The following is a 14,827-nucleotide window of genomic DNA, read 5'->3' on the forward strand; positions in this document are numbered from 1 at the left end:
GAAGACCTGCCGGCGCGCTGGCATGCTGAATGCGCGATGCCCTTGTCCCATATCACCGAGATGGATCAGAAAAACGGAGCAGCCGTTGTCGATGAATCAATTCGGCAATGGTCTCCCGTATATCCTGGGAATGGTTTAAGAATTTTCTTAAAGCGCAGCGATCACTTTGAATATCGAGTGGGTTGGACGAGTTTACCCGGTGGCGGATAAATGCTCGCGATATCCATTGCGATATTCATTGCGATATTCATTGCGATATTCATTGCGATATTCATTGCGATATCTATTGCGAAGTGGCATGCGCCGGATTTCAAAATTAAGAAAATTCTTAGACCCATTTTTCTGCCGCTTCCTATGATTCGGCAATGCGCCAGTTTCAAGCTCTCTCGTTTTATCCCAGTGCGATGCAGCACAGGCTGTGCCTGTCCATGGTGCTGCGTGATTGGGTGGTATCGCTGCGTGAATTGATGGTGTTTTCACTGGCCATCCTGGCCATGCTCGCCTGTGCCTTCCTCGACGGTCGAGACGATGCCGTCCCGGGGGGGCCGTCCCGCAGCCGGGTCCATGTGCCCGTGCGAGAAGTGCAGCTGTTTTTCATGGATCGCTATTTCCCGCTGCTGGATGCCGCGCTGGGGGCAGCGCACGCGGCCATCCACCCTCAAGCCGGCTTGGCATGGCCGTGGCGCGCCAGCGCACCGCAGGGCCACCTCGGACCGCTCCACTCACTGATGCAGGCAGGCCGGAATCTTCCCGAGTCCCTGTTGCTGCGCAAATCCGCGAACAATGCCGGATGGCTTGCAGACCGTTGGGAGCCCGTGCGGCAGCTGGCCAGGGCCCATGCCTGGCCGCTGCTGTGGTCCGTGTTGCTGGGACTTGCCTGCATGGCTGTCCTTGCATGGTGCGTGCGCCGGCTGCGCCGCGGCGTGCCGGCTTCGGCCTGGAGCCGGGCAGGCGCCTGCGCCGCCGGTGATGCGCTCTGTCGAAAGCTGCTGGACACGGCTCCCGTGGGGCTGGCGCTGGTGCGGTGCAGTGATCGCAGCCTGCTGCTGTCCAACGAGCTTGCACGGCAGTGGGTGTGCAGTGATCCCTCGTGGTTCGAGCATGCCGTTGCCGGGGGCGCGCAGGAGGTGCCGCGTGAGCTGGGGCTGGAAGACGGAAGGTTGGTGGAGGTCAGCACCACGCCCACGACCCACGCAGGCGAGCCGGTGGTTTTTTGCCTGGTCAGCGATGTGACGGCGCTCAGGCAGGTCCAGACAGCGCTTGTCGATGCCAAGCTGCGCGCCGAATCGGCGAGCCTGGCCAAGACGCAATTTCTGGCGACCATGAGCCATGAAATACGGACACCGCTCTTTGGCATCCTGGGAACGCTGGAGCTGCTGGCGCTGTCCAGGATTCCTGCCGAACAGACACGCTACCTGGGAGCCATGCAGCAGGCATCGGCCTCCTTGCTGCGTATCGTCAACGACAGCCTGGACCTGTCGGCCATCGAGGCTGGCCGGCTGCAACTGGAGGCCCAGGCGTTCTCGGCCACCGAACTGCTCGACAGCGTGGCCGCAGGCCTGCTGTCGCGTGCCGAGCAAAAGGGGCTGCAGCTGTATGCTGTCTCCGATGTGAAAACGCCCCCACTGCTGGTGGGCGATGCCTTGCGGCTGCGGCAGATCCTGGACAACCTGGTGGGCAATGCCATCAAGTTCACGTTCTCCGGCCACGTGGCCATCCGCCTGCAGGTCATGGGCGACAGCGAGGACGGCACCGACCTGCGGTTCCAGGTGCAGGACACCGGCATTGGCATCGATCCGGAGCAGCAGCCCTTCCTGTTCGATCCCTACTTCCGGGCCCATGCGGCCACGCAGCAGCAGGTCCAGGGTGCGGGCCTGGGGCTGTCCATCTGCCTGCGCCTTGGCCAGGAGATGGGCGGGCGGCTGACTGCCGCCAGCCAGCCGGGACTGGGGACCTGTGTGTCATTCGAGCTGCGCCTGCCGCGCGAGCCCGCAGCGGGCCATGGACCGGCGCCCAGGCTGCTGCCGCAGACCGTCTACGTGGATGGTGCCATTCCGGAAGTCGTGCACAACCTGTGTGCCTGGCTGCGGCATTGGGGGGCCATGGCCCAGCCGTACCGGGATCAGGTGCAAAGCCTCAAGGAGCAGGCTGTGCTGGTGCAAGCTTGGCCACGGTCGGTGCGCCGTGTGCAATGGACGGGCAAATGCGTGCTTGCACTGGGGCCGGGCGAGGGCCCCCGCGAGAGCCTGCCCGCCCGCGTATGGGAAGCCGGCACGCATGGCGTGCTGGCCGTGGGCCAGGCGCTGGGCCTGGCGCAGCAGGGCATTGCGCCGGGGGCGCACACCGACCTGTGCGCCGCCGTTCCCCATGGCCAGGAGCCGATGGGACTGCGCGTGCTCATCGTCGAGGACAACCCCATCAACAGGATCATCTTGCAAGAGCAGCTGCAGATGCTGGGCTGCGAGGTCCAGCAGGCCAGCAATGGACAGGACGCGCTGTCCGTGCCCGGCCTGCTCGAATTCGACGCCGTTCTCACCGATCTGCACATGCCTTTGCTGGACGGCCTGGCCCTGGCTCGTGCGCTGAGAAAGCGCGGGTACAGCCGCCCGATCGTCGGGCTGACGGCCAATGCCCAGCCGCAGGGGCAGGGTGACGGATTGCCCGCCGGCCTGGACAGCCTGCTGTGCAAGCCGTTTCCATTGGCGGTGCTGCGCACCACCCTGAACAACCTCAAGCAAAGCAGGAGCTGAACCCATGCTGTCGGCATTCAAAGTACTCATTCTTGACGACCATGCCCTGTGCTGCGAACACGCCCGCAGCCTGCTCATGGAGGCGGGAATCGTGGACACGCACATTGCCTACAACGCACGAGATGCCCTGGAAAAGCTGCGCAATGGCGGATTCCATCTCGTCATCACCGACCTGAAGATGCCCGACATGGATGGCCTGCAGTTCATCAACGAACTGAGCCGGCGCGGCCTGCACCCCATGCTCGTCATATCCACCTCATGCTCGCGCCGGTTGATGAACAGTGTCAGTCTCATGGCCAAGGAATCCGGCTTTGCGGTCATCGGCATGTTTCAGAAGCCGTTCGGTGCGGACCATGTCCGGATCCTGGCCAGCCAGCTCAGGTCTGCCCATGCGCGCAAGAAGAAAACCGCGCCCGGCATCGAGGAGCGGCCGATTTTCGACAAGGCAGACCTGGTCCGGGCGCTGGAGAAGAAAACCATACAGGCCTGGTTCCAGCCCAAGAAATCCCTGCTCACGGGCCACACCGTCGGGGTGGAAGCGCTGGCACGCTGGAGCAATCCGCAATTCGGGTTCATGATGCCGGGCTCGTTCATGTCCGCCATCCAGTTCCATGGCCTGGACCATGCCTTGCTGGTGCGGATGATGGAAGATGCCATGGCAGCGCACCTGGCCTGGCGCAGTTCGGGATATGTGATTCCTGTATCCGTCAACCTGCCGATACCGTTGCTGGACGATATCGGGCTGCCGGATCAATTGCACGGCATGGCTGCCCGGTGCGGCATCGCCGCGGAGAACATCACGTTCGAGCTGCTGGAGGACCAGGCCGTCGGCATACCCGCCAACTACTACATGTGCGCGAGCCGCCTGCGGCTCAAAGGCTTTGGCCTTGCCCAGGATGACTATGGGCGAGGATACAGCTCGATGTACAGCCTCATCTCCACGCCCTTCACCGAATTGAAGATAGACCGGGCCTTCGTGGCCGGCGCCGCGGATGACGAGGTGCGGACTGCGGCCTTGACGTCGTCGGTGCAACTGGGGCGGCAACTGGGCCTGACGGTGACGGCGGAAGGGGTGGAGACCACGCAGGACCTGGAGTTGTTGCGCAGCATCGGTTGCGACTGCGTGCAGGGCTATCTGGTGTCCGCCGCGGTGCCCGCCAGCGAATTTGCCCTTATGCTGGCATCCGAACCCCGACACCAAGGCAACCCCACCTGACCCAAGCACGCAAGGCGTCCATGCCCGACTCCCCGTTCAGCAAGATCACACGCACCACACGCTGGCAGAACCGGGTACTTTTTGGAGTGCTTCCCCTGGCGATCTTCCTCATCGCCGTGCTGCTGTGGGGCTCGGAGAGGATCTTCGAGCAGGAGCAGGGCCGCCTGGCCCTGAACTTCTCCGCCATCGTCGGCTCGCTGGACGAGCAGGAGATCTTTCTTCGGCGGCTGAAGACCGGCAACGAATCCTTGAAAACGCTGCCGGACCAGAGAATAGCGACCTTCTTCGACGCGCCCGCCCCTGCGCAGGCGGGCTACCGCATGTTCCGGGGGCGCGAGTCCATCGGCGGCATTCCCTTTTCACTGCAATGCTCCCTGCGCATTGCCTGCGACACGCTCCCGGACCGGCTTTTCTCGCTGGGCAGCTACCTGGCCGCGGGCTACTCCTCCTTCTGGGCAGGTTCCTACTTCCCGGCAGCCGCTGCATTCTTCACCAAGGAGGATGGGGCGATCAGCATCGGCGTGCCGGCCATCGACGTGCCCCTCGGCAATGAGAGCGTCACGCAGGAAATGTTCGACAGCACGATTGCCGCAGTCAAGGCCTATCTGCGGGCAAGGACGGTCGACGCCCGGCAGGGCACCGGCGCGACGGCGCCGGCGCAGGAGGTCGTCTGGCTTCGGTCGCCACAGTTTCCGGAGAAGATGATCGGCATGGCTGCAGCCGGCTTTTCCAGCCATATCAATGCCGACGACGAAGCCGCCACAAGCCAGGTCTACGCCGCCATACTTTTCAGCCGCCAGCGCATCAGCGCCATAGAAAGAACCATCCATACGTTGCCCAGGCATCGATTCTGGCTGGAGCATCGGGATTTCGGCGTGCTCATGGGCTCCGGCCCGGTGCCGCAGGTGGATGAGGCGGGGATGCGGTACACGCGCAATGGCCTGATCCTCAAGACAGAGGATGCCTCCGGCCGGTGGACCGGCTACTACCAGGTGGACTACGCCACCTTTTTCCAGGGCCGGCTGTTCGCGCCCTCTGCCGGCCTTGTGCTGGCCCTGCTGCTCAGCATCCTGGCCGGTGTCGCCTATACCCGCTGGTTCAACCGCAAGGTGATTGCCCCCGCGCAGGAGGCGCAGCGGGTCATCGTCGAGAGCAATGAATTCAATCGTACGCTGATCGAGACCGCCCCCGTGGCCATCTGCCTTGTCGCCCACGGCAGTGGAAAGATCATCTTCAGGAATTCGCTGGTGCAGGAGTGGCTGCACTCGGCCGATGGCTACCTGCGCCCCGGCTCGCCGGAAAACAGGGCGGCGCTGGACGAAATCGTCCACGCCCGGGCCGCGGGAACCATTGAGCGGCTGGTCACTGCGCAGGGCCGAACGCTTTACGTGGCCTATGCGCCCACCCGCTACCTGGGGCAGGATGTGACGCTGTGCATCTTTGCCGACGTCAGTGCGCGTGCAGAAATCGAGAGCAATCTGGAGCGGGCCAGAATCGCGGCGGACGAGGCGAACGAGGCAAAGTCCACCTTTCTGGCGACCATGAGCCACGAAATCCGCACGCCGCTGTATGGCGCGCTGGGCACGCTGGAGCTGCTGGGCATGACCGAGCTCACCCAGTTGCAGAGCAAATATGTGGACCGCATCGAAGCCTCCTCGTCCATCTTGCTGCAGATCATCAGCGACATCCTGGACACCAGCAAGATCGAGGCGGGCCAGTTGCAGCTGGAAAAGGCACCGTTCAATCCCCGGGAGCTGGTGCAAAACTGCACCAGCTCCTATGCCGCCATGGCGCAGCAAAACGGCCTGCTTGTGTTTTCCTGCGTGGACGCGCAGGTGCCCGTGTCGGTGCTGGGCGATGCGGTGCGCATCCGCCAGATACTGGGCAATCTCATCAGCAATGCCATCAAGTTCACCGAGGCCGGCCATGTGATCGTCCGCCTGCGCAGCGTGCCGGGCACGGCCTCCCAGGCCAGGCTGGTGTTCGAAGTCAGCGACACGGGCGTGGGCATAGAAAAATCCCTGCATGGCGAGCTTTTCACGCCCTTTTATCTCGTCAAGAACAGCAACCGCACTGCCCGTGGGGCGGGCCTGGGCCTGTCCATCTGCTGGAGCCTGGCCCGGATGATGTCCAGCTCCATCGAGGTCTGGAGCGAGCCCGGCCTGGGCAGCCGGTTCTGGTTCGAGCTGGGGCTGGAGACCGTCCCGCAGGCGCAGGAGGACGCACCTGCGCTCAACGGTGTCCGGGTCGCGGTGCGTACCCCCCACCCGGAACTGACGGACAACATCTGTGCCTGGCTGCAGCGCTGGGCTGGCCAGGCCCGCGCGGCGGGCGCCGCCCCGGTTGCCACGGACAAGGATGAACTGCTGCTGGATGTCCTGTTGCCGGCGGACAGCCCCGCGCCCGGATGGACGGGGCGACACCTGAACCTTTCCTCGCCGGACAACCGAGGCATTGACGGGCACGACGTCCGGAGCATCGGTTTGGGCATTGCTGAAGTGCTCGGCGGCGCACAGCGCTCGGCCGGCTCCGGCACCGACCTGCCCCTGTTCGAGCTGCGCGTGCTGGTCGCCGAGGACAATCCCGTCAACCAGGTGACGCTGCGCGGCCAGCTCGAGAGCCTGGGCTGCGAAGTCACGGTCGCCGACGATGGGGAGGAGGCGCTGGCGCTGTGGGACATCAGCCCGCACGATCTGGTGCTGACGGACGTGAACATGCCCTACCTCAACGGCTACGAACTGGCAGAGCGGCTGCGTGCGGAGGGCGTTGCCTGCCCCATCGTCGGAGTGACCGCCAATGCCATGCTGGACGAGGAAAACCGCTGCCTGAATGCCGGCATGAATGCCTGGCTGGTCAAGCCCATCCAGTTGCGCACGCTGGTCCGCACCCTGGAGAAGTTCGCGCCGAAAAAGCGGCTCCGTCCGGCGCCTGCCCAGGCTGGCTTTCCTGTCGCGGACACCCCGCAGCCTGCGGCGCTGTCGGAGCCCAACGTACTGCAAACGCACCGGCCGGTCTTCATGCAGTGCATGAACGATGACATCGCAATGCTGGCCCGTGGCCTGGATGAGCGCCGGACCGACCTGGCCGCACAGGCACTGCATCGCATGCGCGGCGCCTTGCTGCTGGCCAGGATGCTGGAGCTTGCCGCCCGCACCCAGGCACTGGAGGACCAACTCCTGAACGGCACCCGGGAGCCTGTCCTGCAGGCCGCGCTGTCAGTCCTTCTGGCCGACCTTCGCGCCATGATGGTGCAATTGCCCCAGCCCTAACCCTTTGCTTGCGATCCCATGAAACTGAAACTGCGCATTGCTGTCGTGGACGACCACGCCGTGGTCCTGCTTGGCGTCAAGGACTTCCTGGAGCAGGACCCCAATCTCCAGGTCGTGGCCACATTCAGCACGCCATCGTCCTTGATGCAGTACGCCAGATCGAACCCGCTGGACGTGGTTCTGACCGACTACTCCATGCCGGGCGATGATGTCTATGGAGATGGGCTGCGCTACGTGAACTATCTGATACGCCACTTTCCGGACATCAAGGTGCTGGTGCTCACGACCGTCTCCAACCCCATGATCATCTCGGCCCTGTATGACGCCGGCGTCGCCGGTGTGCTGCTCAAGGAAGATCCGCTCACCCAGATCATGGCGGCGCTGCAGTGTGTCCGCCTCGATACCCGCTACTATTCGCCCTCGTTCCAGGCCGACACGCCCAGGCAGGAGCGGTCCGTTTTCCTGAGCGAACGTGCCAACAGCCTCTCGCCGCGCGAGTTCGAAGTCCTCAGGCATTTCGCCAATGGTGAGTCCATCACCGAGATCGCCGCACGCCTGAGGCGCAGCGTCAAGACCGTCAGCCTCCAGAAGAACTCCGCCATGCGCAAGCTGAACGTGGACAGCAACCAGGACCTGGCTGCCTTCTGCGCCGAACACCATCTTTTCGATTGACCGGCCCACCGGGCTGGAGAAGCCGGTGACGCCTTTGCGCTTGTCTTTGCGCCTGCATCTACGCCTGCATTTGCGCCTGCATGCCGTCTTCACCGCTCCCCTCTCCCAGGGGATAGTGCGGTGTGGACGGCATGAGGCGAAACCCCAGGAGTGCCCCGCGCCGGCTTGCCTTCATCGCCAGGGGCGCCTGGCAATGCACGCAGCAATAGTTCACAAAATTGGCGTCCTGCTCCAGTGAGTAAAAGCTGAACCTCAGTCCGGGGTGGGGCTTGGACAGGGATGTATCGCTCACCAATTCGTAGCATGGATCGCACAATTTATGGGATGTTCTCTGCTGCTGCATTTCTGGAAATAAGACGGATCGATGTACCGCTTCCAGTCTTGCCAGAACCTGCGCAATCCAGGCTAAGACGATTCTTATTCCCGCCCCCTGATTTTTTGCCAGTGTTGCAACACTTGGTTACTACTTGACCCATCTCAAATCCCGCATGCGGCAGCGCCGATACGCTTCGGCCCTTGAACCGCCACGGCTTGACCTTGGTCAGCATGGCTCGGCACGCAGCACTCCCTGGCGCGTGCGCATACAACAGCGGCGCACAACGCCGCACAGGAGATGCATCAATGCACATCGGTCAACGTTTCTGGCGCCGCCAAGGATTGGGCGCAAAGCTGTCGCTCACCAATTTTGTCTGGGTCGCCGCCATCCTGGCCCTGCTGGTGCTGGGCATTGCCTGGGATGTGAGCAAGTCCCTGCAGAAAAAAATGCACAACGAGATGCAGCAGGGCGTCCAGATGCTGCACAACTTCGTCGAGTCCACCGACAAGGAACTGCGCCAGCGCACCCAGTTCCTGGCCGACAGCCTGGCGCACAGCCTGCAGGGAACGCTCAGCCTGGACACCAGCAGCGGCGAACCCGTGCTGAGCCTGGACGGCCAGCCGCTCAACGGCAACGATGCGCACCTGCAGGCCTTCACGCGCAGCACCGGCGCCGTGGCCACGGTGTTTGCGGCCCAGGGGCAGGGCGACTTCGTGCGCATCGCCACCACGCTCAAAAACGAGAAAGGCGACCAGAGCGCGGCCGTGCTGGGCAGCCGGCTGGACCGCGCCCACCCCGCCTATGCCGCCATCCAGGCCGGCCGCAGCTACATGGGCCTGGCCCACCTGTTCGGCCGCCAGTACATGACGCAATACCGCCCGCTCAAGGACGCTTCCGGCGCCACCGTGGGCATCGCCTTCGTGGGCCAGGACTTCTCGCAACTGCTGGAGCACTTCAAGGACTCCATCCGCGCGCTCAAGGTGGGCCAGACCGGCTACTACTACGTGCTCAATGCCGAAGACGGCCCCCAGCGCGGCCAACTGATCGTGCATCCCGCCCTGGAAGGCCAGAACATGAGCGATTCCAAGGACGGCGATGGCCGCTTCTTCATCCGCGACATGCTGGACCGCAAGCAGGGCAGCATGGCCTATCCCTGGACCAATCCGGGCGAAACCCAGGCCCGCGACAAGCTGGTCGTCTTCAGCCAATACGCACCCTGGAACTGGGTCATTGCCACCAGCGCCTACGTGGACGAAGCCGTGTCCGAGACCCGCAGCCTGATCCTGCAGTTCGCCCTCATGGGCCTGGGCGCCGTGCTGCTGCTGTCGGCGGCATGGTTCTGGCTCATCCGCCGCATGATCGTGCGCCCCCTCAAGCAGGCCAGCCATATGGCCTACGCCATTGCCGATGGCGACCTGACCGTGCGCATCGCCAGCGACCGCCAGGATGAAATCGGCCACCTTCTGGACGCCATGAACACCACCAGCACGGGCCTGACGCGCGTGGTCGGCAGCGTGAACGAACAGGCCCACAGCGTGGCCCTGGCCAGCGCGGAAATCGCCCAGGGCAACCAGGACCTGGCCGCCCGCACCGAAAGCGAGGCCAGCGCGCTGGAGCAGACCGCCGCCGCCATGGAGGAGCTGGGCTCCACCGTGGCCCACAACGCGGACCACGCGCAATCGGCCGACCGCATCACGCGCGAGGCCCAGCGCGTCGTCACGGAAGGCGGCCAGGCCGTGCGCAAGGTCGTGCAGACCATGCAGGGCATAGACGCCAGCAGCAAGAAGATCGCCGACATCATCGGCGTCATCGACTCCATCGCCTTCCAGACCAACATCCTGGCCCTCAACGCCGCCGTGGAAGCGGCCCGCGCGGGCGAGCATGGCCGCGGCTTTGCCGTGGTGGCCGAGGAAGTGCGCGCCCTGGCAGGCCGCAGCGCCGAGGCTGCCAAGGAAATCAAGCAGCTCATCAGCCACAGCGTGGCCGAAATCCACACCGGCAACCAGGAGGCCGCGTTTGCCGGGGAAACCATGGAACAGGCCATGGAAGAAATCCGCAAGGTCACCCAGCTGATATCGGACATCAGCCACGCCAGCGCCGAGCAGAACAACGGCGTCGCCCAGGTGGCCGAGGCCATCACCCACATCGACCAGACCACGCAGAAGAACGCCGCCCTGGTCGAGGAAATGGCCGGTGCCGCCGCAGGCCTGCGCCACCAGTCCGATCAACTGGTGCGCGTGGTCTCGGTCTTCAGGCTGCCGGGCGGCAGCGGTGCGCCGCTGCAGACTGCGGCCCGCGCAGCGAGCGCCGCGCCAACCACTAGCGACGCAATCCACCGTGCCCCGGCGCTGGCGCCCAGCGCTGCCGCGGCCAAGCCTGCGGCCCCGGTAGCCCCAGCAAAAACGGCCGCCGCCAAGCCCGTCGCCATGGCCTCCACGGCCGATGACGACTGGGACAGTTTCTGAGAGCCACCGGGTGAGGCCAGGGGAGCCTGGAGCCCCTGGCTCCAGCGGCCCGCCCTCTCGGGTCCGCGGCGCTCTGGCATGCTCTGCAGCCACTCCATGAACCGGTCGAATCCCATTGACGCCCCTTGAATACATCGATCGCGCCCTGGCGCTGGTGGCCCAACGTGCCCTGGCCCTGCCAGGGCACGATGTCTTCCAACACCTGGCGCAACAGCTGCAGTACGTGCGTGCGGTGCTGCTGGACCGGGGCCTGGATCGCTCCAGGCTGCACCAGATCACCATCGGCAGCATGGCGGTCAAGGAGTTCGACGAGACCGATCCAGAGCTGGCCCGGGCCCTGAAGGATGCGCACTACGTGGCCGTGCAGACCGGGCGCGGGCTGAAGATCGATTTGCCCTGAGCGCGCTCCAGCAAAGGAGATGGCGGTGGCAGTTGGGCGCTACGCCAGCGGAGTCTCGAAGACCACCCGGCCCAGGCGACTCTTGGCGATGTAGCTGTTGCCGCTGATCTCGGCGGTCTTGAAATAGTCGCGGCGGTCAATGAAGCCGGGCACATCGCTCATCCACAGTTTTTGCGGGGTGCTCTGGCCTGCCCTGGTCACTTCGCAATACCAGGCTTCACCCACTTCGGAATCAAGGCGCCGGAACACTTCCACCCGGGACTTTCTGTCTCTGCTGCGCTTGCCCAGCTTCTTGATGGGCAGCGTCAGCTGGAATTGGCGTTGCACCACCGCATCCGCTGCTGCGTTGATGGCCTGCACGGCTTGCAGGTTCGGTCCCTTGCGATGGGCGATGTCCATCAGGCACTGGCGCAGGAGCCCCAGCAACTGCTGGTTCTGGGCAGCGCGGTCCTGCGCCAGAAAATGCGCAAAGTCGAAATCCTCAACAAAAACCGCAGTCACTCCAAGAACGTTGTCGAACGCCTCCGCTTCGCCCTGGGGGCCAAGAAACACGGCAATCTTGCTGCTGCCATTGATCTCAACCGCAGGCAGCAGGGCCATGAACATCTCGGTGATGGGGTGGGTCAGGCGGCGAATGTACACACCATCAGGCAGCGTGGCCAGGTCACTTTCGTGCAGGGTGAGCAGGTTCAATTTCATGGGAGTCTCGCTATATGCGCCATTGTCCCTGCCCGAGTCACTGCTCGGTTCACTGCCCTGCCAGCCGCTGGCCATTCCTGGGGTAAAGGAGTGGCATTTGACGCCCGCGTCAGTCGTGCCGCGCCATCAGGTCACGGCGGCGGCGCTCGTAGTAATGCCGCTGGCACTCGGCCGCCTCCTGCCAGGCCTGCCTGTCTATGCTGGGTTGTGGCGGGCCAGCTCCATCACCTCGCTGAACCAGATCTCTCCAATCCCGTGGTGCTCATGCCCGCTGTTCACGCGCGGCGGCACAAACCACTGAATACGCTCCCCCTTCGCATTGCGCCGCGTGAAAGACAGGTCATCGCAGGTGCGGATGCGGCGCAAGACCTGGGGCGCAGGCCCAGGGATCAGGCTTTGGGGCGGATGCTTGGCCTTGGCCTTGTGCTTGGGTTTGCGGTCTTTGGCCGATGCATCCATGCTGGCCAGGACCTTGTATGGCCTCCTATGTCAACACGGTCATGGGGTTGCCCGTCTGTCTTCGCCTTGATGGCTTTATGCAGCGGCGGGCAGCCCGGCCATAAACAAGACTTGCCCTGGGTTGCAGGGCAAGACAAAGCGTATGGGCGAAATGCAACTGACTTTCGGGAGTGACTTCCGCCTATGAGGGTGTGTTGAGCACCGGGGGATCGTAGCAGGTGTGGGCGCGCGGGAACTGCCAAAGCGGTTACGTAGGCGTGCTGGATGAAGGGTGCAGGGACGTGTTGAATGAGGGGCTTTGCAGTGAATTGCGAGGGCAACGTCACCTGTTTTGGTTTCTTCGCAGTTCAGTTGTTCAAGGCCTGTGCGTCAGCAGTAGGCCACCGCAGACGTTTGAACGACGGCTTCAGGCTGATTGCAGTCGGTCAACTCAACAAGGTCAATGATTGCTGCCACCTAAAGCAGTCATTGCAGTGAATAATGCTTGTAGGTCAGCTCAACACCTTGAAACTGGCATTGACAATCCCCAGAATATCAAATCCTCCAGAGTTCATAATAACCCCATGATGCTATCCATGGGTCTCCGGCAGTGCCTCCGTTGGGCTGCTATGCGCCTTCTTCGATGATGCCGATTCCCGCTTACCTGCTGGCGGTTGCTGGACCCCAGTGACGAAACGCCAGACCTACTCCACGCATTGTCGAAACGCGAGATTCTGGTCCATATCTTCGATGAGCAAAACCGGGAGCTCCTAGGCTACTGTGCAGAAATCGACGCGCCACTAACCCTCCAAAGTCCGCCTGGAGCATGTTGCCTACCCGAATTAGACCAGAAGAGCTTCCATCTCGCCTATGAACAAGCAGCCGCCTGGATTGGCCTGGGAAGTGCGCAAGATGATGCGGATGCGATTAAAGTCCATTTCACGGAATCGCTCATCCCTGAAGACCTGATGGTCCTGGACCTCCGCTACGATCAGTACACCTTCCATGGCAGCAAGGGATTTGGATTCACCTCCTTGGAAAGGGAGGATGCAGGCCGCTACCAGGAAATGGACATCATTAACCTCATCCACAGAGTGTTCAGATCCGACCAGATTTATCACGCACCGAAACGCTTCTATGACATGGAAGAGATTGCCGACATCGTAGTCATCACCGACTCAACCTGTCAGGAAATTTCAATCGACCTCGGCAAGAGCCACATACTCTCTCTGGCCGTTGTCCTGGAAAGTTTCTCGGTACCTATACCGAGTACAGCCATGAGCTTTTTTCACTGTTCGATGACATCAACTTCCCATGCATAGCTCTCGACTACGCCGAGTTGCACAGTTACACAAGCTACTGTGGTGATGAGCACCGCTTTCTGGGCGCCTACTTCCAAGTCTTCAACTTTGCCCGCTCCAACGGCAACTTCCCACGACTTCGCTTCGGCTTAGAGGACGCGGCGATCTTGATGCGTGAGTCAGGTGCAGGCGGCGCGTGATGCCCCCACTCCAGAGCGTGTGCAGCCAGTCTTTGGCTCTTCGCAAGGGGTTGCGTGCCGGCGAGCCCAGGGCCGCCGCACACATCCCCGTGCTCAGCGCGGCTTGCTCACCATCAGATGGCAGACCGCGCCGGGTGCCAGCATCCCACCCACCGCGCAGGGCGGGTTGCTCATGGTGCTGCGTTGGGCGTGCCCAGACGTGAGGGTGATGCCGGTCACGCGCAGCGCCTGGCCTGTCGTGTTGCGAACTACGTACGGGCTCATGAAGTCGCTGTGCGGCGTATCCAACGCCGCGTCGTAGGGGATGTCGGCAGTGCCGCCAGCGGGGCTGTCGAGCAGCACAGCAACGGCCCCTTGCGCTTCGGCCTTCCCGCTCCAGGATACGGCCACCAGCAAGGCTGCGGCCAGCACCCCAGGGCTCGCTGCCAGCACCAGGCTGGCCAAGCGCCCGCGTGCCGCTCGCCAGGCCAGGGGCGCCATCAGCAGCGACAACACCACCACACCCCACTGCGCCAGCGTGGGCACCGGCTGCGCCGCGCCGGCCAGGGCGGCTGCGTACGTCATGGCGCCCACTGGCGGCTGTACCTGCGCCCAGGCCGTGTGCGGGCAAGTGGCAGCGGCAGCGGCAGCGGCCCATAACCACGGTGTGAAAGTGCGAGGCAAGAGGGAGGGCAAGATCATTATGATTCCTGGACGTTGAGGGAAAACGGTTGCAAGCGCTTGCTGAGCAAGCGCGGTCGGCTATGAAAAATGGAGCAAGCAGGTGCCGGCAGCGAAAGGCGCAGGGCGTCAGCGGAACAGTGAGAAGCAGACGCTGAGGGCCTGGCCCGCCGTGAATTCGTTGTCCACATTGACGGTCAGGGTCAGATGGATGGGGCTGCCACGCTGCACCTTGATGGGTATGCCGCGGCCCGTCGTGCTGTTGCGCGCATCCAGCAGCACGGTGGAGTCGAAGCCGCCTGGAGGCGTGTCGAACATGACGAAGTACACCCTTTTTTGGATGTCGTAGGGGTCGGAGGCCGCGTTCACGAAATAGCCATTTCCGCTGGTCTTAGTGGCGATTGCTAGGGGGTTTCCAAGCGGGTTTGTCACCGAAAAGCA

11 protein-coding genes are annotated in these 14,827 nt (G+C 63.3%); 7 read left to right on the forward strand and 4 right to left on the reverse strand.

The annotated features are described in order from the left end of the window. Positions 1 to 404 precede the first annotated feature (404 nt). From A9976_RS12630 to A9976_RS12655, 6 genes are all read left to right on the forward strand, one after another. Positions 405 to 2,750, forward strand: coding sequence for an ATP-binding protein (locus tag A9976_RS12630; RefSeq protein WP_259649198.1), 2,346 nt, complete (start codon positions 405 to 407; stop codon positions 2,748 to 2,750). A 4-nt stretch (positions 2,751 to 2,754) separates the two neighbouring features. After that, the gene (locus A9976_RS12635) at positions 2,755 to 3,966 is read left to right on the forward strand and encodes an EAL domain-containing protein (protein WP_183019294.1); all 1,212 of its coding nucleotides are present in this window, start codon (positions 2,755 to 2,757) and stop codon (positions 3,964 to 3,966) included. A 20-nt stretch (positions 3,967 to 3,986) separates the two neighbouring features. Then, a complete protein-coding gene (locus tag A9976_RS12640; RefSeq protein ID WP_183019295.1) occupies positions 3,987 to 7,235 on the forward strand; it encodes a hybrid sensor histidine kinase/response regulator in 3,249 nt (1,082 codons plus the stop codon). An 18-nt stretch (positions 7,236 to 7,253) separates the two neighbouring features. Further along, the gene (locus A9976_RS12645) at positions 7,254 to 7,907 is read left to right on the forward strand and encodes a response regulator transcription factor (protein ID WP_183019296.1); all 654 of its coding nucleotides are present in this window, start codon (positions 7,254 to 7,256) and stop codon (positions 7,905 to 7,907) included. Positions 7,908 to 8,528: 621 nt separating this feature from the next. Next, the gene (locus A9976_RS12650) at positions 8,529 to 10,688 is read left to right on the forward strand and encodes a methyl-accepting chemotaxis protein (RefSeq protein ID WP_183019297.1); all 2,160 of its coding nucleotides are present in this window, start codon (positions 8,529 to 8,531) and stop codon (positions 10,686 to 10,688) included. 115 nt (positions 10,689 to 10,803) lie between these two features. Continuing rightward, a complete protein-coding gene (locus A9976_RS12655) occupies positions 10,804 to 11,088 on the forward strand; it encodes an immunity protein Tsi6 family protein (protein ID WP_063326468.1) in 285 nt (94 codons plus the stop codon). A gap of 39 nt (positions 11,089 to 11,127) precedes the next feature. Here A9976_RS12655 and A9976_RS12660 read toward each other — a convergent pair whose 3' ends face one another. Beyond that, complete coding sequence (locus A9976_RS12660; RefSeq protein WP_183019298.1) at positions 11,128 to 11,787, reverse strand: hypothetical protein; 660 nt, start codon at positions 11,785 to 11,787, stop codon at positions 11,128 to 11,130. A gap of 195 nt (positions 11,788 to 11,982) precedes the next feature. Further along, positions 11,983 to 12,246, reverse strand: coding sequence for a hypothetical protein (locus A9976_RS12665; protein ID WP_232245862.1), 264 nt, complete (start codon positions 12,244 to 12,246; stop codon positions 11,983 to 11,985). 695 nt (positions 12,247 to 12,941) lie between these two features. Between A9976_RS12665 and A9976_RS12670 the strand changes: the two genes are divergently transcribed. Then, positions 12,942 to 13,547 (forward strand): hypothetical protein, encoded by a 606-nt coding sequence (locus tag A9976_RS12670; RefSeq protein ID WP_183019299.1) that lies wholly within the window; start codon positions 12,942 to 12,944, stop codon positions 13,545 to 13,547. Between the two features lie 272 nt (positions 13,548 to 13,819). Here the strand turns inward: A9976_RS12670 and A9976_RS12675 are convergent, their stop codons facing one another. Then, positions 13,820 to 14,407, reverse strand: a complete 588-nt coding sequence (locus A9976_RS12675) for a midcut-by-XrtH protein (protein ID WP_183019300.1) — start codon at positions 14,405 to 14,407, stop codon at positions 13,820 to 13,822. Positions 14,408 to 14,515: 108 nt separating this feature from the next. Further along, complete coding sequence (locus A9976_RS31875; RefSeq protein WP_197956646.1) at positions 14,516 to 14,755, reverse strand: hypothetical protein; 240 nt, start codon at positions 14,753 to 14,755, stop codon at positions 14,516 to 14,518. Positions 14,756 to 14,827: the final 72 nt, after the last annotated feature.

Source organism: Delftia sp. UME58, assembly GCF_014170385.1.
Lineage (GTDB): Bacteria > Pseudomonadota > Gammaproteobacteria > Burkholderiales > Burkholderiaceae_C > Comamonas > Comamonas acidovorans.

What these genes read in the sequence shown, in the direction of transcription:
- A9976_RS12640 (WP_183019295.1), top strand. Translation starts at nt 3,987, where the DNA reads ATGCCCGACTCCCCGTTCAGCAAGATCACACGCACCACACGCTGGCAG.
- A9976_RS12630 (WP_259649198.1), top strand. Translation starts at nt 405, where the DNA reads ATGCAGCACAGGCTGTGCCTGTCCATGGTGCTGCGTGATTGGGTGGTA.
- A9976_RS12635 (WP_183019294.1), top strand. Translation starts at nt 2,755, where the DNA reads ATGCTGTCGGCATTCAAAGTACTCATTCTTGACGACCATGCCCTGTGC.
- A9976_RS12645 (WP_183019296.1), top strand. Translation starts at nt 7,254, where the DNA reads ATGAAACTGAAACTGCGCATTGCTGTCGTGGACGACCACGCCGTGGTC.
- A9976_RS12665 (WP_232245862.1), bottom strand. Translation starts at nt 12,246, where the DNA reads ATGGATGCATCGGCCAAAGACCGCAAACCCAAGCACAAGGCCAAGGCC.
- A9976_RS12675 (WP_183019300.1), bottom strand. Translation starts at nt 14,407, where the DNA reads ATGATCTTGCCCTCCCTCTTGCCTCGCACTTTCACACCGTGGTTATGG.
- A9976_RS12660 (WP_183019298.1), bottom strand. Translation starts at nt 11,787, where the DNA reads ATGAAATTGAACCTGCTCACCCTGCACGAAAGTGACCTGGCCACGCTG.
- A9976_RS12650 (WP_183019297.1), top strand. Translation starts at nt 8,529, where the DNA reads ATGCACATCGGTCAACGTTTCTGGCGCCGCCAAGGATTGGGCGCAAAG.